This window comes from Nocardia lasii (genome assembly GCF_042658545.1).
Taxonomy (GTDB): domain Bacteria; phylum Actinomycetota; class Actinomycetes; order Mycobacteriales; family Mycobacteriaceae; genus Nocardia; species Nocardia lasii.
The window spans coordinates 166166-186423 of sequence record NZ_JBHSQN010000017.1 but is presented as its reverse complement, the minus strand read 5'-3'; the positions used below and the strand labels follow the sequence as shown (position 1 = coordinate 186423).

The 20258-nt window shown below is 69.7% G+C and carries 23 protein-coding genes; 13 read left to right on the top strand and 10 right to left on the bottom strand.

What is annotated here, in order from left to right; translation table 11 throughout:
* The 7 genes from ACFP3H_RS26135 to ACFP3H_RS26105 form a co-directional block, all read left to right on the top strand.
* On the top strand, window positions 1-564 hold a 564-nt coding region (locus ACFP3H_RS26135), incomplete at its 5' end, for an SRPBCC domain-containing protein (RefSeq protein WP_378609916.1).
* A gap of 128 nt (window positions 565-692) precedes the next feature.
* On the top strand, window positions 693-1784 hold the full coding sequence (locus tag ACFP3H_RS26130) for an ABC transporter substrate-binding protein (protein ID WP_378609914.1): 1092 nt from the start codon (window positions 693-695) through the stop codon (window positions 1782-1784).
* Window positions 1784-2644 carry an ABC transporter permease gene (locus ACFP3H_RS26125; protein WP_378609913.1) on the top strand — a complete coding sequence of 287 codons (861 nt, stop codon included), beginning with the start codon at window positions 1784-1786 and terminating at the stop codon, window positions 2642-2644. The genes ACFP3H_RS26130 and ACFP3H_RS26125 overlap by 1 nt, the downstream gene beginning before the upstream one ends.
* The gene (locus ACFP3H_RS26120) at window positions 2620-3384 is read left to right on the top strand and encodes an ABC transporter ATP-binding protein (protein WP_378609911.1); all 765 of its coding nucleotides are present in this window, start codon (window positions 2620-2622) and stop codon (window positions 3382-3384) included. Before ACFP3H_RS26125 ends, ACFP3H_RS26120 begins: the two co-directional genes overlap by 25 nt.
* Window positions 3381-4730, top strand: coding sequence for an LLM class flavin-dependent oxidoreductase (locus ACFP3H_RS26115; RefSeq protein WP_378609910.1), 1350 nt, complete (start codon window positions 3381-3383; stop codon window positions 4728-4730). Before ACFP3H_RS26120 ends, ACFP3H_RS26115 begins: the two co-directional genes overlap by 4 nt.
* A gap of 211 nt (window positions 4731-4941) precedes the next feature.
* Window positions 4942-6156, top strand: a complete 1215-nt coding sequence (locus ACFP3H_RS26110; protein WP_378609908.1) for an MFS transporter — start codon at window positions 4942-4944, stop codon at window positions 6154-6156.
* Between the two features lie 141 nt (window positions 6157-6297).
* Entirely contained in the window at window positions 6298-7443 is a 1146-nt protein-coding gene (locus ACFP3H_RS26105; protein WP_378609907.1) for an alpha/beta fold hydrolase, read from the top strand.
* On the opposite strand, the gene ACFP3H_RS26100 is transcribed toward ACFP3H_RS26105, so the two are convergent.
* Window positions 7444-8028, bottom strand: a complete 585-nt coding sequence (locus ACFP3H_RS26100; RefSeq protein ID WP_378609905.1) for a TetR/AcrR family transcriptional regulator C-terminal domain-containing protein — start codon at window positions 8026-8028, stop codon at window positions 7444-7446. It lies immediately after the preceding gene.
* A 150-nt stretch (window positions 8029-8178) separates the two neighbouring features.
* Between ACFP3H_RS26100 and bioB the strand changes: the two genes are divergently transcribed.
* The 5 genes from bioB to ACFP3H_RS26075 all read left to right on the top strand — a co-directional run bounded on the left by bioB (window position 8179) and on the right by ACFP3H_RS26075 (window position 11596).
* The gene (gene bioB, locus ACFP3H_RS26095) at window positions 8179-9192 is read left to right on the top strand and encodes a biotin synthase BioB (RefSeq protein ID WP_378609904.1); all 1014 of its coding nucleotides are present in this window, start codon (window positions 8179-8181) and stop codon (window positions 9190-9192) included.
* A 49-nt stretch (window positions 9193-9241) separates the two neighbouring features.
* Entirely contained in the window at window positions 9242-9451 is a 210-nt protein-coding gene (gene bsaP / locus ACFP3H_RS26090) for a biotin synthase auxiliary protein BsaP (protein WP_378609903.1), read from the top strand.
* Window positions 9451-10092, top strand: a complete 642-nt coding sequence (locus tag ACFP3H_RS26085; protein WP_378609902.1) for a DUF2567 domain-containing protein — start codon at window positions 9451-9453, stop codon at window positions 10090-10092. The genes bsaP and ACFP3H_RS26085 overlap by 1 nt, the downstream gene beginning before the upstream one ends.
* Before the next feature lie 153 nt (window positions 10093-10245).
* Window positions 10246-11355: an AI-2E family transporter gene (locus ACFP3H_RS26080; protein ID WP_378609901.1), complete on the top strand. Its 1110-nt coding sequence runs from the start codon at window positions 10246-10248 to the stop codon at window positions 11353-11355.
* Between the two features lie 85 nt (window positions 11356-11440).
* Window positions 11441-11596: a hypothetical protein gene (locus ACFP3H_RS26075; RefSeq protein WP_378609900.1), complete on the top strand. Its 156-nt coding sequence runs from the start codon at window positions 11441-11443 to the stop codon at window positions 11594-11596.
* A gap of 1 nt (window position 11597) precedes the next feature.
* Here ACFP3H_RS26075 and ACFP3H_RS26070 read toward each other — a convergent pair whose 3' ends face one another.
* The 6 genes from ACFP3H_RS26070 to nadA all read right to left on the bottom strand — a co-directional run bounded on the left by ACFP3H_RS26070 (window position 11598) and on the right by nadA (window position 17197).
* Window positions 11598-11975, bottom strand: a complete 378-nt coding sequence (locus ACFP3H_RS26070; protein ID WP_378609898.1) for a type II toxin-antitoxin system VapC family toxin — start codon at window positions 11973-11975, stop codon at window positions 11598-11600.
* Window positions 11972-12214 (bottom strand): FitA-like ribbon-helix-helix domain-containing protein, encoded by a 243-nt coding sequence (locus ACFP3H_RS26065; protein WP_378609896.1) that lies wholly within the window; start codon window positions 12212-12214, stop codon window positions 11972-11974. The genes ACFP3H_RS26070 and ACFP3H_RS26065 overlap by 4 nt, the downstream gene beginning before the upstream one ends.
* 48 nt (window positions 12215-12262) lie before the next feature.
* Entirely contained in the window at window positions 12263-13411 is a 1149-nt protein-coding gene (locus ACFP3H_RS26060) for a hypothetical protein (protein ID WP_378609895.1), read from the bottom strand.
* A 60-nt stretch (window positions 13412-13471) separates the two neighbouring features.
* Window positions 13472-14332, bottom strand: coding sequence for a carboxylating nicotinate-nucleotide diphosphorylase (nadC, locus tag ACFP3H_RS26055; protein WP_378609893.1), 861 nt, complete (start codon window positions 14330-14332; stop codon window positions 13472-13474).
* Between the two features lie 140 nt (window positions 14333-14472).
* Window positions 14473-16128: an L-aspartate oxidase gene (locus ACFP3H_RS26050; RefSeq protein ID WP_378609892.1), complete on the bottom strand. Its 1656-nt coding sequence runs from the start codon at window positions 16126-16128 to the stop codon at window positions 14473-14475.
* 31 nt (window positions 16129-16159) lie between these two features.
* The gene (gene nadA, locus ACFP3H_RS26045) at window positions 16160-17197 is read right to left on the bottom strand and encodes a quinolinate synthase NadA (RefSeq protein WP_378609890.1); all 1038 of its coding nucleotides are present in this window, start codon (window positions 17195-17197) and stop codon (window positions 16160-16162) included.
* A gap of 78 nt (window positions 17198-17275) precedes the next feature.
* On the opposite strand from nadA, the gene ACFP3H_RS26040 reads away from it, so the two are divergent.
* Window positions 17276-17992, top strand: coding sequence for an NUDIX hydrolase (locus ACFP3H_RS26040; protein WP_378609889.1), 717 nt, complete (start codon window positions 17276-17278; stop codon window positions 17990-17992).
* Window positions 17993-18268: 276 nt separating this feature from the next.
* Here the strand turns inward: ACFP3H_RS26040 and ACFP3H_RS26035 are convergent, their stop codons facing one another.
* The 3 genes from ACFP3H_RS26035 to ACFP3H_RS26025 all read right to left on the bottom strand — a co-directional run bounded on the left by ACFP3H_RS26035 (window position 18269) and on the right by ACFP3H_RS26025 (window position 20225).
* On the bottom strand, window positions 18269-18670 hold the full coding sequence (locus ACFP3H_RS26035) for a PIN domain-containing protein (RefSeq protein WP_378609887.1): 402 nt from the start codon (window positions 18668-18670) through the stop codon (window positions 18269-18271).
* Entirely contained in the window at window positions 18658-18903 is a 246-nt protein-coding gene (locus ACFP3H_RS26030) for a type II toxin-antitoxin system Phd/YefM family antitoxin (protein ID WP_378609886.1), read from the bottom strand. Before ACFP3H_RS26030 ends, ACFP3H_RS26035 begins: the two co-directional genes overlap by 13 nt.
* Before the next feature lie 143 nt (window positions 18904-19046).
* On the bottom strand, window positions 19047-20225 hold the full coding sequence (locus ACFP3H_RS26025) for a winged helix DNA-binding domain-containing protein (protein WP_378609884.1): 1179 nt from the start codon (window positions 20223-20225) through the stop codon (window positions 19047-19049).
* Between the last annotated feature and the right edge of the window lie 33 nt (window positions 20226-20258).

The following is a 20258-nucleotide window of genomic DNA, read 5'->3' as shown; positions in this document are numbered from 1 at the left end:
AGTAGGACACTGCCGGAACATCATTGCGAAAGGCCCCCAGCATTGCTGGGGGCCTTTTTGCGTTGCCGATCACCGAACCCCAGCTATCGTGGAGCAATGGCGACCACCAGGATCGGCACGCATATCGACGCGCCGCGTTCGACCGTCTATCGGCTGCTTCTCGACGGCGACGCGGTACGGGTATGGATGGTGCCCGACGGAATGGCCAGCGAGGTACACCGATTCGAGCCGGAGGTCGGCGGGTCGTTCTCGATCACGCTCATCTACGACGCCCAGACCGAGTCGGGACAGTCCGAGCTGCAGCACGATGCCTACTTCGGCACCTTCCGTTCGCTCGTGCCGGACGAGCAGATCGTCGAGGCGCTCGAGTTCGTGACGGTGCGCCCGGATATGACCGGCGCGCAGACCGTCACATTCACCCTCTCCGACGAGGACGGTGGCACCCGGCTCGACATTCTGCACGAGGACGTGCCGGCGGGGCTGAGCCCGGCCGACAACGAGATCGGGTGGCAGATGGCGTTGGCGAAGCTGACCTCGTTGGCCGAGCGCGGCACCGTCGACTGAGGGGCCGACGCACCGGCTGACCTGTGGTGCGGTGAGATCGGCGACGAACTCGGTTGTGGCGGCGGGTAATTCGAATCACGCCAAAGCTAAAGGTATTCTGGACGGTCGCCGATTGTTTGAATTCATTCATGCACCGATCGACTTTCTCCCTGCCCGGCCTGCGTGGCCGCGCCACCGCCGCGCTCGTCGCGATGGCCACCGCCGCAACCCTCGGCCTGACCGGCTGCGCGACGGGTAACGAGGCACCGATCGGTACCCCGGATGCCGCGCTGCCGACCGAGGTCCCGCCCGGCACCACCCTGGTCGTGGCCGATCAGCAGGAGCGTCTGCAGACGGCGCTGCGGTTGTCCGGCGAGCTGGACAAGTTGCCGTTCAAGATCGAGTTCGCGAACTTCGTCGGCGGTCCCGCCATTCTCGAGGCCTTCCGGGCCGGCGCGGCTGATGTCGGCCAGGTCGGCGACGTCCCGCCGATCCACGCCCTGGCCGCGGGCCAGGACGTGCCGATCATCGGCTCCTACCAGACCAGCCCGTCGGCACTGAAACTCGCCGTGGCGCCGGGTCGTTCGATCAGCAAGCTCACCGACCTCAAGGGTAAGAAGATCGCGTACGCCGAAGGCACCGCCCAGCAGGCGTCGGTGCTCAAGGCGCTCACCAAGGCCGGGCTGAAGCCCACCGATGTGGAGCTGGTCCGGCTGCAGCTGGCCGAGTTCCTCGACGCGGTGCGCACCGGCCAGGTCGATGTCGCGCCGCTGATCGAGCCCAATGTGACCCGCCTGCTGCGGACCCAGGGCACCTCGGTGATCCCGGATTCGGAGACCACCGGCATCTACAGCGGACTGGCCTACCTGTACGCGCGTCGCGCGGTGGTTCAGGATCCCGCCAAGGCCGCGGCCACCCGCGCCCTGGTCGGCGCGTTCGTGCGCGCCTGGCAGTGGACCAACACCCACCGCGACGAATGGGCCGCGCGCTACTACGTCGACAGCCAGAAGGTCAGCGCCGACGACGCCAAGCGGATCATCGATTCGCTCGGCACCTACACCTTCCCGCACCTCGACGACGCCCTGGTCGCCCGCCAGCAGGCCACCATCGACGCGATCGACGCCGTGGGCGAGCTGCCCAAGAAGATCAAGGCCGTCGACGGTTTCGACCTGCGCTTCGACGCGGCCGTCACCGAGGCCGTCAATGCCAGCGGGGCGGCGTTCGCGCCGGCGGCGAGCTGATGGCCACCCTCGACACGGGTGTGCTGCGGCGGATCAGGACGAGCACGGCCCCGGTCGAGGCGCTCGCCCCGCGCGGGCGGGGCAGTCGTAGGCTCGGGCCGGGCAAGCCGATCCCGTTCGGCTTCGCGATCGGTCCGGCGCTGCTCATCGGCACCTGGGTGGTCGGCTCCGCGATCGGCGCGATCGACCCGGAGACGCTGCCCGCGCCGTGGACGATCGCGCAGACCGCGGGCGATCTGATCGCCGACGGCCGACTGCAATCCAACCTGCTGACCTCGCTGCAACGCGCGGTGATCGGCCTCGTGCTCGGTGTCGCGATCGGCGTGGTGCTCGCGCTGATCGCCGGCCTGAGCCGGCTCGGTGAAGCCGTGGTCGACGGGCCGGTGCAGATCAAACGCGCCATCCCGACGCTGGCGCTGATCCCGCTGTTCATCGTGTGGTTCGGCATCGGCGAGGAGATGAAGCTGATCGTCATCACGACCAGCGTGCTCATCCCGGTCTACATCAATACCCACGCCTACCTGCGCAGCGTGGACGCGCGGTATGTGGAGCTCGCCGAGACCGTCGGGTTGTCGCGGTGGGGGTTCCTGCGGCGGATCGCGCTGCCGGGTTCGCTGCCGGGCTTCTTCCTCGGGCTGCGGTTGGCGGTGACCATCTCGTGGCTGGCGCTGGTGGTGGTCGAGCAGGTCAACGCGACCAGCGGCATCGGCTACCTGATGTCGCAGGCACGCACCTACGGCCAGATCGACGTGATCGTGGTCGGCCTGGTGATCTACGGACTGCTCGGACTGTTCGGCGACCTCGCCGTGCGGGCAACGGAACGAAAGGTGCTGGCATGGCGACAGACACTGGGCGACTGAGCTCCGACGAGCGGGTCGTCGTGCGCACCCGCGCCCTGACCCGTGGGTTCGGGCAGCGCGTCGTGCTCGACGGCGTCGACATCGAGATCCGGCGCGGGGAGTTCGTCGCGCTGCTCGGTCGCAGCGGTTCGGGCAAGAGCACGCTGCTGCGGGCACTGGCCGAACTCGACTCCGAGGTGCCCGGCTCGGGCGAGCTGACCGTGCCGACGCAGCGCGCGGTGGTGTTCCAGGATTCGCGGCTGCTGCCGTGGTCGCGGGTGCTCGACAACGTGGTGCTCGGGTTGACCGGGCGCGACGCGGCGCAGCGGGGGCGCTCGGCACTGGCCGAGGTCGGCCTCGCCGGCCGCGAGAAGGCATGGCCGCGTGAGCTTTCCGGTGGCGAGCAGCAGCGGGTGGCGTTGGCCCGCTCGCTGGTGCGCGAGCCGGAACTGCTGCTGGCCGACGAACCGTTCGGCGCGCTCGACGCGCTGACCAGGATCAGGATGCACGCGCTGTTGCAGGCGCTGTGCGAGCGGCACCGGCCCGCCGTGCTGCTGGTGACCCACGATGTGGACGAGGCGGTGCTGCTCGCCGACCGGGTGCTCGTCCTCGACGAGGGACGGATCGCCATCGATCAGCGCATCGAGATCCCGCGGCCGCGCAGGCACGCGCACCCGGAGTTCGTGCGCCTGCGTGAGGTCCTGCTGGCCGGACTCGGCGTCGACACCACCGAACTCGAGAAAGTGAAACAGGCGTCATGAGTGCACCGCGTCAGCTCAGTCTCAACGCGTTCATCTACCCCTCCGGCCACCACGAGGCGGCCTGGCGGCATCCCGACAGCAGGCCCGACCGCATCTACGACGTCTCCTACTACCAGGAGATCGGGCGCACCGCCGAGGCCGCCAAGCTCGACGCGGTGTTCTTCGCCGACGGTCCCGCGCTGCGCACCGACGTGCGCCACAACGCCGCGCCGGGCCTCGAGCCGATCACCCTGCTCACCGCGATCGCTTCGGCGACAACACATCTGGGCCTGATCGCGACCGCGTCGACCACCTACTACGAGCCCTACAACCTGGCTCGGCTGTTCTCCTCGCTCGATCACATCTCCGGTGGTCGCGCGGGCTGGAACATCGTCACCACCGGAACCGATTTGGCCGCGGCCAATTTCGGGCTCGAACGTCATCCCGATCACGCGCACCGCTATGCCCGTGCGCGCGAGTTCGTGGACGCGGTGGTGGGGCTGTGGGACAGCTGGGAGGACGACGCGATCGTGCTCGACCGGGCGGCGGGCATCTACGCCGATCCTGACAAGATCCATCCGATCGACTTCGTGGGCGAACACCTCAGTGTGCGTGGGCCGTTCAACTCCGCGCGGACCCCGCAGGGGCGGCCGGTGCTGGTGCAGGCCGGTGCCTCGAACGAGGGTCGGGCATTCGCGGGCAAGTACGCGGAAGCGATTTTCACCGCGCACCAACGACTTTCGGACGCGCAGGCCTTCTACGCCGATATCAAGTCCAAGGCCGCCGAGTTCGGGCGGACCGCCGACGAGGTGAAGATCCTGCCCGGGATCAGCCCGTTCATCGCCGATACCGAGGCGGGCGCGCTGCGGTTGGAGCGCGAGTTCAACGAGCTGACCGTGCCCGAGTACGGGATCAAGCAGCTGGAATCGATCACCGGGACATCGCTGCGCGGCTACGCGCTCGACGAGCCGGTGCCGGTGGAAGCCTTCGCGGGGGCGGGCGATGTCACCGACAACGCGCGCAGCCGGTTGCAGGTGGTGGCCGGCATCGTCGAACGCGAGCGCCCGACCCTGCGCGGACTGCTGCACCGGCTCGCGGGTGCTCGAGGTCACCGGGTCTTCGCCGGGACACCCGAGCAGGTCGCTGACACGATCGAGGAGTGGTTCACCCAGGGCGCGGCCGACGGATTCAACGTGATGCCGCCGTACTACCCCGGCGGGCTCGAGGTCTTCGCCGAGACGGTGGTGCCGATCCTGCAGGAGCGCGGGCTGTTCCGCACCGAGTACACCGGCACGACCCTGCGCGATCACTTCGGGCTCACCCGCCCGGAGAGTCGGTTCGCGCAGTCGCCCGCTGTCGTCGGATGAGCGCGGAATCCGCCGACTGTTGCTGTCCGGGTGGGTATCCGTCGCGGAGTTGTCGACGGTGCGCCGACGCGGTGGACCGTGGCTTCGCTCTCGCGTCGTCGGCGGTTCGGCCGCGGGTTGTCGGGCACTGTGCCGCTCGACCCGGGCGACGCCGGCCCCGGACCCGGGACTGCGGACGCGTTCGGTTCGTGTGCCTGACGGATAGTTCGCGATGAGCGCGACGCTGGAAACCGCACCGCCGCACTTGCGTTCGCTGGTCTGGCCGGTGTTCGCGCCGATGGCGCTGTACGGCACCGGCGCGGGTGCGGCCGCGCCCATGTATGCCCTGCGGGCCCTGGATCTCGGGGCCTCGGCCGGCCTGGCGGGGCTGATCGTGGCGCTCGGCGGGCTCGGGATGGTGCTCGCCGACCTGCCCGCGGGCCGCATCGTCGCCCGGATCGGGGAGCGGGCGGCGATCGGCGTGGGCAGCGTGCTCGGCACGGTGGGTGTGCTCGCGGCGATCTTCGCGCCCGGCCTCGGGGTGCTCGCGGTGGGCATGCTGCTCAACGGTGCCGCGAGCGCGGTGTGGGGATTGGCGCGCCAGACCTATCTGGTGTCGGTGGTCGCGCCGCACCAGCGCGGACGCGCCATGTCGGCGCTGGCGGGTTCGCACCGGCTCGGCTTCTTCTGCGGGCCGTTCCTCGGTGCGGCCCTGGTACACGGGTTGGGGCCGGTCGGGGCGCTGTGGTTGCAGTTGGTGACCACGGTGGTGGCCGCGCTGGCGATGTTGGCGATCCGGTCCAGCGAGATCGGTGATCCGGCGCTGTTGCGGCCGGTGCACACGGTGCTGTCGGAGAACCGCCGGATCCTCGGCACGCTCGGGCTCGCCTCGGTCTCGGTCGGGGCGGCCAGGGCGTCGCGGGCGGTGCTGTTGCCGCTGTGGGCGGCGCATCTGGGAATCGATCCGGCCACCACGAGTTTGCTGTTCGGCCTGGCCGGCGCCATCGACGTGCTGATGTCCTATCCGGCCGGGGTGTGGCTCGACCGGGCGGGCAGCCGGGTCACCGGCACCGCCTGCGGCATCTGCTTCGCCCTCGGGTACGCGGTCCTGCCGTTCACCCACTCCGCGCTCACCATGGGCATCGCGACCATGCTGCTCGGCCTGGCCAACGGGCTGAGCAACGGCCTGATCATGACCGTGGGCGCCTTCGCCTCCCCACCCGACCGCCGCGCGGAATTCCTCGGCGCCTGGCGGTTGACCCACGATGTGGGGGCGTTCGCGGGCCCGGTCGCGGTCGGCGTGATCGGCGCGCTCGCCGGCCTGGCCGCCGCGGGCGCGGTGATGGCGTTCGGCGTCGGCTTGGGCGCGCTCGCGATGTATCGCTGGTTCCCCGGCCGTCTCCGCCCGGAGCCCGCCGCTGTTTCCAGCGTGGATCCCGACCTGTGAGCCCGCGGCACGGGCGTGCGACGGATGCCCACCTCAGCCGTGATTTCCGCAAGATTTTCGGCGAACCGCCCAGCAGCTTCGCGCGCCGCTCCGCGAACTGACGGCCCGACCGGACGACCGAGTCGTCCGTACGGTGGAGGGATGTCGTCATTTCCGGAACGGCATCCGTCCACCGTCGCGGACTTCGACGATGCTCGCCGACGGGAACGGTTGCGAGAAACCCGGCTGGGACACGGTTGGCGCCGATTGCGCCGGACCCGGCTGGTGGTGCTGCGGATCATCGGGGTGCTGCTGGTCGCGCTGATCGTGTTCGGGCAGTACTGGACCCACGATGTGGCCCCCGAACGCGAACGGCTCGCGACGACCTCGCCGGAGCTGCTGCCTGTCGATCTGCCTGCGGATTCCCGCGATTGGGACACCGCGGTGGTCGATCTGGTCGGGCTCGGGGGCGTCAACGCGGTGCCGACCGCCGCGGCGCTGCCGGTGCTGAACCAGCTCGGGGTGGTGTGGGCGGTGCGCTACGACAACGCCGGTATCGACACCAAGGTCATCGCCGACATGATCGTGCGCGCGGCCACCTACGGCAATGTGCGCAATATCGTGCTGGTCGGCCACAGCATGGGCGGGGTGATCGCGCTCGAGGTGGCCCGCCACATCCACGAGCACAGCAATCGGCGGCTGGTGGCGGTGATCCTGGACTGCACACCGTTGGACCTCGACGCGGTGCGCCCCGAAAGTCGCAGTCGCGGTGCCGAACTGGTGCGCTGGCTGGGGTGGTTGCCCGGGGCGAGGGAGAGTCGGTCGCTGCGGTTCGCGGTCGAGATGTCCGCGCGGCGTGAACGTTTCGAGCAGCCGGGCGGACTGCTGCCCGCGATCGACCTCGACGAACTGCGCGAGACCACCTCGGAAGTGTTGCGCGACAAGATCTTCTCCGATGACGCCGCGAGCAACGGACTGATCGAAGCGCAGTTCCTCGCCATCGTCGCCGGTGGCGGCACCGCCGACCTCGCCGCCCTGGCCCGTCCGAATCCGACCAAGCGCAACCCGGCGATCGTGTTCATCCGGCCCCGCGACGCCGCCCGCGACCAGGTGGTCGACGTGGAGTACTCGCACGAGATCCTGATCGAGAAGTCCGGCGGGGTCGACGGCACGCTGCTGGTGGTGCGGCCCACCGAGATCGGACACGCGAACCCGATCCAACGACCCGCCGAGTACAACGCGGTCATCGAATCGCAGGTGCTGCCGTTCGTGCGCCGCTACCAGGACGCCAACCGCGGCGACCCCTGATCAGCGCACCCGCGCCCCGAGCACCGCCCGCACGCCCGCGATGAACAGTTGCAGACCGAAGTCGAAACGCGCGGTGGGATCGGGGGTTTCGAGCAGGGGAGTGGTCTCGGGCGGCAGCGCGCCGACCGAATCCATCTGCATGCGCGACTGCTCGTCGACGGTCTGACCCAGGACGTAGTAGAGCAGGGTGTAGGCCGTGAGATCGGCCTCCTCCCTGGTCATCCCGGCACGAATGACGATGCCCGCCAACCGTTCCCGCGCCTTGCTCGTGGTCAGCCGGGAGGCGTAGGTGGCCGAGACCAGTTCGGCGCCGTCGCGATAGGACAGCAGGCAGTCGCGCAGGCGATGCGCCAGTTCGGTGAGCTGCGCGGGCCACTCGGTGGCCGTGACGGGCGCGTCCATCGGGGCCAGGACGCGGTCGGCCACCGCGCCGAGCAGGCTCTGCTTGTCCTTGACGTGCCAGTACAGCGCACCCGGCTGCACCTGCAACGAGCCGGCCAGGCGCCGCATCGTCAGATCGGCGAGCCCGTACTCGTCCAGGATCGCGACAGCGGCATCGACCACATCCGTCTTGCGCAGGTGCACGCGTGTCCTTCCGTCCGATTTCGCGACCCGAGTGTCGTGACTCACGTTCAGCCGCTACCCTATCCTGAACACCGTTCAAGTTGCACGGCTACGCCGGGTGGATCACACCCGCGGCTCGTGCGAATACCCCCGTCGAAGGGACATCACGTCGTGACGCAGGCCCCCGTCCAGACCGACATTCTGGCCATCGCCCGTGAGCAGGTGCTCGATCGTGGCGAGGGCCTGTCCGAGGCCCAGACCGTCGAGGTGCTGCGGCTGGGCGACGACCGGCTCGAGGCGCTGCTCGAACTCGCCCACGAGGTGCGGATGAAGTGGTGCGGCCCCGAGGTCGAGGTCGAGGGCATCATCAGCCTCAAGACCGGCGGCTGCCCCGAGGACTGCCACTTCTGCTCGCAGTCGGGCCTGTTCCAGTCGCCGGTGCGCGCGGCCTGGCTCGACATCCCCAGCCTGGTCGAGGCGGCCAAGCAGACCGCCAAGACCGGCGCCACCGAATTCTGCATCGTGGCCGCCGTGCGCGGGCCCGACGCGCGCCTGATGGCGCAGGTCGCCGCCGGTGTGGAGGCCATTCGCAACGAGGTCGACATCCAGGTCGCCTGCTCGCTGGGCATGCTCAACCAGGAACAGGTCGACCAGCTCGCCGCCATGGGCGTGCACCGCTACAACCACAACCTCGAGACCGCCAAGTCGCACTTCCCCAAGGTCGTCACCACCCACACCTACGAGGAGCGCTGGGACACCCTGCGCATGGTGCGCGAAGCGGGCATGGAGGTGTGCTGCGGCGGCATCCTCGGCATGGGCGAAACCATCGAGCAGCGCGCCGAATTCGCCGCGCAGCTGGCCTCGCTCGAGCCCGACGAGGTGCCGCTGAACTTCCTCAACCCGCGCCCCGGCACCCCGTTCGGCGATCTCGAGGTGCTGCCCGCCGCCGACGCGCTGCGCGCCATCGCCGCGTTCCGCCTCGCGCTGCCGCGCACCATCCTGCGCTTCGCCGGTGGTCGCGAGATCACCCTGGGCGACCTCGGTGCCAAGCAGGGCATGCTCGGCGGCATCAACGCCGTCATCGTCGGCAACTACCTCACCACGCTCGGTCGTCCGGCCGAATCGGATCTGGATCTGCTCGGCGAGTTGAAGATGCCGATCAAGGCGTTCAACGACACTCTGTAAACCGCTGTGTACGATCGAGAATCGACCCCGACCAGCACGAAGGACTGCGATGGATGAGCGCTACAACCCGTTCACGGGCAAGCGAATCGTGCCCGGACTCGACGACGCGACCCCCGCGTCGGCCGCGCTCGGGCTCGAGCCGCCGCGGTTCTGTGAGCAGTGTGGTCGGCGCATGATCGTGCAGATCAGCCCGGACGGTTGGTGGGCCAAGTGCTCCCGGCACGGAATCATCGAATCGGCCCAGCTGGAACGTCGGTAGTGCTCGGCGGCGGAGAACGCCCGGAGGTGTTGCGGCGCGAGCTGATCGGGGTCGGCGTCGTCACGGGCGTGGTGCTCGTGGCGAGCGCTCTCGCCGGGGTCGTCTGGGGTGTGCTCGCGCCGACCGAACGGCTGCGGGTGACCCAGCCCGGTCGCGCGGCCGTGCTCACCGGGGAGAGCCAGCACCTGTTCGACGGGGTCGGGATGTTCCTGTGCATCGGCGCGGTGGTCGCGGTGCTGAGTGTGGCGGGGGCATGGCGGGTGCGCGTCGCGCGCGGTCCCGCGCTGGTGCTCGGCGTGCTGCTCGCCTCCGCGCTCGGGGCGGCGCTGATGATGTGGATCGGGGAATGGGTTGCGGGCGTTCGACATCCGCGACCCGACGAGCCGGCGATCGGTCAGATCGTCGCGCTGCCCGCCGAAGTCGGGACCTCGCTCGCGCTGGTGGTGCAGCCGTTCCTGGCCGCGCTGATCCTGCTGTTCCTCACCGCCCTGCACCCGCGCACCGACCTCGGCACCGGATCCGCCGGACTGCTCGGTGATCTGCGGCCCGCCGAGTTCGACGAGGACTACCGGCAGCCCTACGGTGTCGAACCCACGCGGCCCACCGCCGACTTCGACCCGAGTTCGCCCCCGCGCGCCTGATTCGTTGTCCAACTCGCCCGTCGGCCAGCCGGGTCGGCGGGCTTTCGGCGGGTACCGTCGGTTCGTTCGATGCTGTCGACGGTGCGCCCCACCTCGCACGACCGGCGTGCGACGCCGAAATCCTCGGTGGTCGGCCCGATCCGAGGAGCGCCGATGGACAAGTCGAGTTCTGCCACCGAAGTTCGTGTCGCCGAGGACTGGTCCATTCCGCGCGGCCTGATCGTGCTGCTGTCGGTGGCCGCCGCGGTGGTGGCGATCGCCGGGATGAAGGCGTTCTCCGGGGTGATCGGTCCGGTGTTCCTCGCGCTCATGCTCACCGTGGCGGTGCAGCCGATTCAGGAATGGGCGCAGCGGCGCGGGTGGCCCGCGTGGACCGGGATGGTCGGGGCGCTGCTGGCGGTGATCGCGATCCTGGTCGGCATCGGCGGCGCGCTGGCGCTGTCGGCGGTGCAGTTGGCGACCCTGCTTCCGCAATACGACGACAAACTCAACGAGCTGCTCGACCACGGGCGCGGGTGGTTGTCGAACTGGGGCGTCGGCGACGAACAGATCCACAACGCGCTCAACGGCATCGACGTCGGCAAGGCGGCCGGGGTCGTGGAACAGGTGCTCGGCGGGGTGCTCGGGCTGTTCTCCAATCTGTTCTTCGTGCTGGCGCTGCTGCTGTTCATGGCCTTCGACGGGATGAGCATGGGGCGTCGCATCCAGGTGGTCAAGGAGCAGCGGCCCGCGATCGCGCAGGCACTGCTGTCCTTCGCGAACGGGACGCGCCGGTATCTGGTGGTGTCCACGGTGTTCGGGGCCATCGTGGCGGTGCTCGACGGTGGGGCGCTGTGGTTGATGGGGGTGCCGCTGCCGGTGCTGTGGGCGCTGCTGTCGTTCATCACCAACTACATCCCCAATGTCGGCTTCGTGATCGGGGTGATCCCGCCCGCGCTGCTGGCCCTGCTCGACAGCGGGCCGGTGCTGATGATCTGGGTGATCGTGGTCTATTCGGTGATCAACTTCGTCATCCAGTCGATCATCCAACCCAAGTTCGTCGGCGACGCGGTCGGCCTCGGCGTCACGGTCACCTTCCTGTCCCTGGTCTTCTGGGCCTGGGTGATCGGCGCGCTCGGTGCCCTGCTGGCGATCCCGCTGACCCTGCTGGTGAAGGCGCTACTGCTCGACATGGACCCGTCCACCCGGTGGGCCGACGTGCTGATCGGCGCCCCGATGGGCAAACCCGCGGACAAGTCCGACGCACCGCCCGACAAGCAATAGCGTCGCCCCCCCCGAAAACCAGTGGATCCCGACCACCCTGGCTCCCTATCCTGAAAGCATCGTATCGACGGGGGAGAACCAGACAATGAAGACCGACAAGAAGCCGGCGCCCGAGCGCCCCGACCTCACCGCCTGGCGCCGCCGCCACGCCCTGCGCACCTCGTCTGCCGCCACCCCCGTCCCCAGCGCCCGCACCTACCGCCGCACCCCGAAACACCGCACCCGCCACCACGATTCCTGAACTACACGACGTCGACTCGGCAGGTGAGGCCCGGGGCGGTGGCGAGGCGGGCGTCGGTGGTCAGGAGGGCGGTGGCGGCGAGGGCTTCGGTGAGGGCTACGTAGGTGGCGTCGTAGGCGCTGAGGTTGCCGCGCAGTTCCCACATTCGGGGGCGGAGGGGTTCGGCGGGGAAGCGGGTCAGGATCAGCTGGGTGAAACCGTCGAAGGCCAGGGCCGCTTGGGTTTCGGTGAGCGCGCCGACGCGGGCGAGTAGTCGCAGGGCGTTGGTGACCTCGCTGTCGATCAGGTGGGGAACGGCCAGTTCCTCGTCGCCGAGGCAGGCGGGGTCGACTACGCCGATGACCAGGTCGACGACCACTGCGGCATCGATGACGATCACTCGCCGCGACCTTCGCGCAGCGCCGACAACACCGTTTCCCGATCGACGGTCGCGCCGACTTCGTCGCGGGTCCGATGAATCACGGTGCTGTTGTGCCGGGCGATCTGCGTGCGTCGCGCCACCTGGTCGAGTTCGCGCAGCAGATAGCGCGTCAGGGACAGACCTTCCGCTGCCGCCGCGGCGGACAACGCGTCGTGAACATCATCGGGCACATCGCGAATCTGAATCACTTTCGGCATAACACCAGCGTATCACCGTGGGTGCAGTATGCACCCACGGTGATCGACTCACCGCGGGGGTGGTTCGGCCTGGGCCGGGTGGGCCCAGAGGGCGACCACGCGGGGTTCGCCGGTGGGGGCCACGTCGCCGTAGAGGGGGATGGCACGGTCCCAGAATTCCCAGATGCGGGAGCGCATGCCCGCGTCGGCGGGGTTGGCCAGGCGCCAGCCGACGGCGAGGGAGACGATGTCGGGGGCGTCGAGGACCAGTTCGATGCGGGCGTGGGGGAAGCGGTCGAGGTAGGTGCGGATGGCGTCGGTGAGTTGGTCGGCGGCCGCGCGCAGGTCGTGGCCACCGTTGCCGTCGCCGCGCAGTTCGAGGGTCGGGGCGTCGGGGGAGGTGCCGTAGCCGACGGCGAAGGTGGGGAAGCGGCCGCCGGTGTCGGCCAGTTCCAGGGCGGTGAGGCGTCGGCCGGGGGCGGAGGTGGCGTCCATCATCTCGGCCATATCGCCGCGCGAGACGATGATGATCAGTCGAATGTGTTGGGCCGCGGTGTCTTCGGCGGGTCCGTCGGGCAGGACCACCGCGGCCTTGTCCACGATCTGCGCGTGCATCACCGTCGGCAGCGGCGTGAACGGGGTCGTCGCCCGCGCGCCGGGGGTGTGTGGCGGCGGCGCCGGATAGGAGAAGGCCGCGGTGGGATGGTGGTCGTCGACGGCGAGCAGGCGGGTACCCGCGCGCGGCAGCCAGTCGTAGCCGATCGCGACCGCGATCGGCCAGGCGAAGTCGGGCACCACCGAGTACCCGGAATCGCTGCTGTCGCCGTTGAGCGCGGCGTCGAAGATCGCGCGCACCTCGGCCACGGTCTCGCGCAGATCCACCACCCCGTCGTCGGTGGCGGTGGAGAACGTGCGCCGCACCGCGCACAGATCCTGGGTCTCCTCGGCCGCCGCCGCGATGGCGGCCTGATGCAGCGAGGGCACCCGGCTGCTGTCGGCGCGCAGGTAGTACAGCGTGCCGGAGGTGTTGCGCCGCCACAGATACCGCAGTTGCAGCAAGCCCACCAGCAGGAACAGGAACAGCAGCACGAAGAACACGATGATCTGCACCACGGCGGCAGGCAGCAGATCCTCGGCGACCAGGCCCATCACCGTGACCAGCAACGTCGAGCACAGCGCCAGAAGCAGTGGCAAACCGTATTGGTTCCAGCGACTCATCCCGCGAGGCTACCGGCGAGCTACCGCCGCGCCATGGATGCCGAACCGCATGTCACAGCCTCACATATCGAGCCCGAGGTCGAGCACCCGCACCGAATGGGTCAGCGCGCCGACCGCCAGGTAGTCCACGCCGGTGCCCGCGTACTCGGCGGCCTGCTCCAGCGACAACCCGCCGGAGGACTCGAGCTTCGTGGCCGGTGCGGCGGTATCGCGCCGCTGCACCGCGGCCTGGGTCTGCCACAGCGGGAAGTTGTCGAGCAGAACCAGTTCGACGTTCTCGGCGAGGACGGCGTCGAGCTGTTCGAGGCTGTCGACCTCCACCTCGCAGGCGATCTCCGGGGCCAGCGTCCGCACCGCCCGCAGCGCGTCGACGACCGAACCGGCGGCGACGACATGGTTGTCCTTGATCAGCGCGGCGTCGCCCAACCCCATCCGGTGATTGACGCCCCCGCCCGCGCGGACCGCGTACTTCTGCAGGGCGCGCAGGCCGGGCAGCGTCTTGCGGCTGTCGCGGATCTGGCACCCGGTGCCCTCGACCGCGTCGACCCAGGCCGCGGTGGCGGTGGCGATGCCGGACAGGTGGCACACCAGGTTGAGCATGGTGCGCTCGGCGGTGAGCAGGCCGCGGGTGGGCGCGACGACGCTGAGCACCGAGGTGCCCGGTTCCACGCGCGTGCCGTCGTCGACCCGCGCCGCGATCTCGTAGCTGCCCGCCCCGAGCACCTCGTCGAGCACGAGCAGACCCACGTCGATCCCCGCGACGGTGCCGTGCTGACGCGAGACGACCGAGGCCTTGCTCACCGCGTCGGCGGGCACGGTGGCCACGGTGGTGATGTCGGGTCCGTAGCGCAGGTCCTCGTCGAGGGCGGTGCGGATCAGCGTCAGCAGCTCATCGCGGTCGAGAGTGGGGTCCAGAGCCATTACTGCACTCCTAGGTCGAGGGCGCGGGGGGCGCCGGGGTCGAAAGGGCGAAGGTGACTTCGCGAAAAAGGATGTACGACTGCGGTTTACGAGGTGCTAGCCCCTGGCGCGGCGACTTCGGTCCGGCCGACCGCGCCCGCTCACCGTGCGCCCATCGGTAGCGCGGCGGAGTTCGACGGCACGGGGGACAGGGTGAGCCCGGTGTGCGGATCGAGGCGGACCGCTGTGCTGTGCAGACGGCCTTCCACGGTGTCCGGGTAGTCGGACCGTGTGTGACAGCCGCGGCTCTCGGTGCGCGCGGCCGCCGCGACCAGCAGCGCCCGCGCGGTGAGCGTGAGCGCCGCGTCCTCGACGCGCCGAACCTGCTGTGCGGCGGTCAGCGAAACCGCCACCGGCACAGCTTGTTTCGTGCGGGCGTCGCGGATGGACCACCCGCTGGATTCGGAGGTGACCGTCGATGTCGCCCCCTCGATCCGTCGCAGTGCCTCGGCGAGTCCGCCGCCGTCGCGCACCACCGACGCGTGCTCGGTCATCGCCTGCTGTATCACCGCGCGGTCGGTGAATTCCACTGTCCACGAGTCGATCTCGTCGACCCGAGCCCGCACGCCGAGCCGTTCGACGGCCGCCGCACCGGCCCGCTCGCCGACGACGAGCCCTTCGAGCAGGCTGTTGGACGCCAACCGGTTCGCGCCGTGCAAGCCGGTCCTGGCCACCTCGCCCGCCGCGTAGAGCCCCGCGATGCCGGTCCGACCGTCGGTGTCGGTGAGCACGCCACCGCACTGGTAGTGCGCGGCCGGGGCGACCGGAATCAGTTGTGCCGCAGGGTCGATGCCCGCGGCCAGGCACGAGGCGGTGATCGTCGGGAAACGCTGGGCGAACCCGTCGATGGCTCGTGCGTCGAGGAAGACGTGATCGGTGCCGAGCGCGCGCATCCGCTGCGCGATCGCGCGCGACACCACATCGCGCGGCGCGAGATCGCCGCGCGGATGCACCCCGGCGGTCACCGAATCGCCGTGGGAGTCGACGAGAATCGCGCCCTCGCCGCGCACCGCCTCGCTGATCAACGGTCGTCGACCCAGCCCGCCGGGCGTGTAGAGCACCGTCGGATGGAACTGCACGAACTCGAGATCGGCCACCGCGGCCCCGGCCCACAGGGCGAGTGCCACACCGTCACCGGTCGCGCCGGGCGGGTTGGTGCTCAGCGCGTAGAGCTGCCCGAGACCGCCGGTCGCCAGCAGCACGGCGGGGGTGTGCACGACACCGAAACCGTTGTCCGACACCGCGACAACCCCGCGCACACCCTCGGGCCCGGTCAGCACCCGCAGCGCGGCCGCACCGAACATCACCGGCAGCCCCGCCGCGTTGAGCGCGCGCTGCACCTCCGCGCCGGTCGCGTCGCCGCCGGCGTGGATGATGCGCCGGGTGCTGTGTCCGCCCTCGCGGGTGCGTGAGATCTGACCGTCGCGGCCGAGGTCGAAGACCGCGCCCAGGTCGGTCAGCGCGGCCACCGCGGCCTGGCCACCCGCGACGATCGAGCGCACCGCGTCGACCTCACACAGTCCCACCCCGGCCTCGACCGTGTCGCGCACGTGCGAGTCGACCGAATCGCCGCGCGGCGCGACCACGGCGATGCCGCCCTGCGCGTACTGGGTGGAGGTGTCGGTCGGGCCGCCCTTGCTCAGGATCAGCACCCGCAGACCGCGCAGCGAGGCGGTGCGCGCCGCCGTGAGACCGGCGACGCCGCCGCCGATCACCAGCAGGTCGGCCTCGGCCTCCCAGGACACCGGAACCGTCATGGCCGTTACCGGTTCGCCCGCACGGCGCCGGTCACTCGCCACCGCCGGAGTTGCCGATCGCGATCATCCGCTGCACCGACGCGCGCCCGGCCTCGGCCATCGCCAGATCGACGTGCACCTCGTCGGCGCCCTCGACCAGGCAGCGCAGCAGCGCGGCCGGGGTGATCATCTTCATGTACGGGCACGACGCGCGGTCGTTGACGGCCTGGAAGTCGATGCCGGGCGCGGCCTTGCGCAGCTGGTGCAGCATGCCGATCTCGGTGGCGACGAGCACCTGCTTGGACTTGGCGGTCTTGGCGGCGTCGATCATGCCGCCGGTGGACAGGATGTGCACCCGATCGGCCGGGAACGAGCCCTCGCCGGCCAGGTACAGCGCCGAGGTGGCGCAGCCGCACTCCGGGTGCACGAACAGCTCGGCATCGGGGTGGGTGCGGGCCTGCTCGGTGAGCTCCTCGCCGTTGATGCCCGCGTGCACGTGGCACTCGCCGGCCCAGATGTGCATGTTGGCGCGGCCGGTCTCGCGCTTGACGTGGGCGCCGAGGAACTGGTCGGGCAGGAACAGTACCTCGCGGTCGGGGTCGATCGAGGCGACCACGTCGACGGCGTTGGAGGAGGTGCAGCAGATGTCGGTGAGGGCTTTGACCTCGGCGGTGGTGTTCACGTACGAGACCACCATCGCGTCGGGGTACTCGGCCTTCCAGGCGCGTAACTCGTCGGCGGTGATGGAATCGGCCAGCGAGCAGCCCGCGCGCGCGTCGGGGATGAGCACGGTCTTGGCCGGGCTGAGGATCTTGGCGGTCTCGGCCATGAAGTGCACGCCGCAGAACACGATGGTGTCCTCCTCGGCCTCGGCCGCGATGCGCGAGAGGGCCAGCGAGTCGCCGACGTGATCGGCCACGTCCTGGATCTCGGGCAACTGGTAGTTGTGCGCGAGGATGGTCGCGTTGCGTTCGCGCGCCAGGCGGCGCACCTCCTGCGCCCATTCCGGCGTCGCCTCGACACCCGCGTAGCCCGTGGGTCCGTCGAATACCGAACCCATCAGCGTCTGCTGTGCAGTCGTCGTCGCCATGGTGGCTCCCTTCCTCGTGCGCGCGGCTACGTCGCCGCGATTCGCACCAAACCAGGTTTTCGACTTATAATCGAAAACGTGCCCCATAGTAACACCATCCATGAATCGCTCACCGCGGTGTTCCAGGTTCGCCGCTTCGACCCCGACATTTCCGCTGGTGGGAGGGTCAAGCACCCGGAGTTGGCGGTTCTGCTGTGGGAACGGGCACTCGATCCGCAGAAGGGAACGTGGTCGCTGCCGGGCGGGCGCCTACGCGACGACGAGGACCTCGACACCTCCGCGCGTCGCCAGCTCGCCGAGAAGGTCGACGTGCGCGAGTTGGCCCATCTCGAGCAGCTGTCGGTGTTCTCCGATCCCGACCGGGTGCCCGCGCCGCGCCGCATCGCCTCGGCCTACCTCGGGCTGGTTCCGCTGACCACCGAACCGGAATTGCCCGACGACACCACCTGGCACCCGGTGGCGAACCTGCCCGACATGTCCTTCGACCACCGCACCGTCGTCGACCACGCCCGCACCCGCCTGGCCGCCAAACTCTCCTACACCAACATCGCCTACGCCCTGGCCCCCGACATCTTCACCATGTCGACCCTGCGCGAAATCTATTGCGCCGCACTCGGCTACGACGTAGACACCACCAACCTCCAACGAGTCCTCACCCGCCGCAAGGTGATCACCCCCACCGGCGACACCGCCCCACCCGGCCGCACCGGCGGCCGCCCCGCCGCCCTCTACCGCTTCACCGACTCCGGCCTACGCGTCACCGACGAGTTCGCCGCTCTCCGGCCGCCGTCCTGAGTTCGATCTCCGTCGCGCTGGTCACCTGTCTCACCACCGACGAATCCGACCTCGCCCGCAGCGCCGCCCTGATCGGCGTCCCCGTCGACGAACTCCGCACCACCGGCCTGACCGGGTCCCCCGCCGAAATAGTCGACCGCATAGGCCACTACGCCGCTCTCGGCGCCACCCGCGTCTACCTCATGATCCCCGAACTGGAATCAGACCCCGCCCCCCTCGAACCCATCGCGGCCCACATTCTTCCGCAATTCTGAAACCGGCTCAGCGCATCCGGCGTCAGACCGGCAACACTTCAACGAGGTCTTCCAGTCCGCGGAAGTCGTCGATATTGCGGGTGTAGAGAGTCGCGGCGTGCGCGTGTGCGGTTGCCGCGATGATGAGATCCATTGTGCGAGCGCGCGGTTGCCGCCCGGCCTTGACGACGGCTGCTGCGATGAGGCCGTAGCTGGCGGCCACCGCGTCATCGACGGGTAGTGCGTCGAAGCGGCGTTGCAGCAAGGTCAACCTGCGTAAGCGTTCGGCTCGCACTGAATCGGACTTCGCGACCAGGACGCCGAAATGGAGCTCTGCGACCGTGGCTGCGCTGATCGTGAGGAGGCCGGGAATCGGTGTGATGCCTTCGGTGATCACGACGCTGGTATCGAGGATGGCCCGGCCCTCGGCGGTCACCTCGTCCACGGATCGCGTAGCTGCTGATCGAGCAGATCGCGGTCGCTGTCCCAATCCGGATCCGCAGGACCCGACCACAGTTCGGCGATGTCGTCGTAGCGTCGCCACTGTGCGGGAGAGACCGGTACCAGGCGCACGCTCGGCCGACCTGCCACCGTGATGGTGACGTCTTCACCATTCTCCGCCATGCGTACCAGCTCGGAGGCCTGTTGTCTCAGCTCGCGCAACCCGAAAGTGCCCATACTCCGAGTGTAGCACTTGTGCTACACGGCGTGGACGTGCTTCGTGGGGGCGCCGCCGGAAGTCGGCAAGATTCTGCCGGTTGGGGGTATTGCGGGGTCGGTTCGAGCTGAGATTCGGTCCAATCGGCAGGATTCTGCCGGTATCAGGTGGTGAGTTCTCGTTGGAGGGGGGTGCGGAAGCGGGGGATGGAGCGGGTGGGGCCGTACCAGGTGGTGGTGCGGGTGGTTTCGTGGTCGATGAGGGCGCGGGTTTCGGGGGTGACGGGTTCGAGGAGGCGGGTGGCTATTTCGCCGTCGGGGCGTTGGGCCCAGCCGCCGACGATGCGGCCGTCGGCCCAGATGGTGGGGCCGATGTTGCCGTTGGTGTCGAAGAGGGCGGGGGCGTGGGGGCCGAGGAACCAGGCTCGGGATTGCCAGCCCATGGGGGTGGGGTCGAGGGCGGGGAGCAGCGCGGCCCAGGGTTCGGGGGCGGGGACGGGGGCGAGGTCGTCGGTGAGGATGATGCCGGGGGTGCCGTCGAGGTCGACCTCGGTGATGTCGAGCTGCGCCAAGGCTTTTCGGACTTCGGTGAGGGTCCAGCCGGTCCACCACTTCAGGTCGGTGACCGGGGCGGGACCGAAGGTGTAGAGCCATTTGCGGACCAGTTCCACGCGGGCCTGGTCAGGGGGCAGGGGTGAGAACCCTTGGGGTAGCCAGGTTTCCACCGGCGACCAGGTGTACTGGCTGCTGGTCCAGCTCCCGTTCGGGCGCCCGCGCACGATGCGGCCCTCCGCCCCGAGCACGACCAGGACCCAGGTGGTGATGCTGGTGGGTTTGGAGTAGGACTTGCCGGGGGCGGTGTCGATCTGGGTGCGCAGGCGCGGCACGTCCTTGCTCAGTTGGACGCCGGTGGCCGCGCCGCGCGCCAGCAGGGCCGCGTGGGTCTCGGCTTCGACCTCGGCCAACCACGGCGAGATGTCCCCGTCGACCGCACCGGCCTGTTCGATGTAGCGGCCGTAGGCGCGGCGCTGCTTGTGCGCCAGCGCGTCGCAGGTGGAGGACTGCAGCACCGGCAGCAGCTCGGTGGGGGCCACGAACATGGTGCGGCGCATGGCGAGCATGCGCAGCAGCGCGCGGTCGTCGTAGAGGGCCCGCTCGACGTCGGCGGGGACGAGATCCAGGCCGCGGGCACCCACCGACAGGAACACTGTCGCCGGGTCGGTGGCGTGCAGGACCACCAGCGAGCGAGCGATCTCGACCGGGTCGTCCACGCGGGCCGAGGGCGCGAGTCGGTGCCTGGTCGCCAGGCGGGCGCGGCGCTGCGCGACGTCGATCGTGAGCATGTGCGGATCGTAGGCGCGGGCACCGACAAGCGG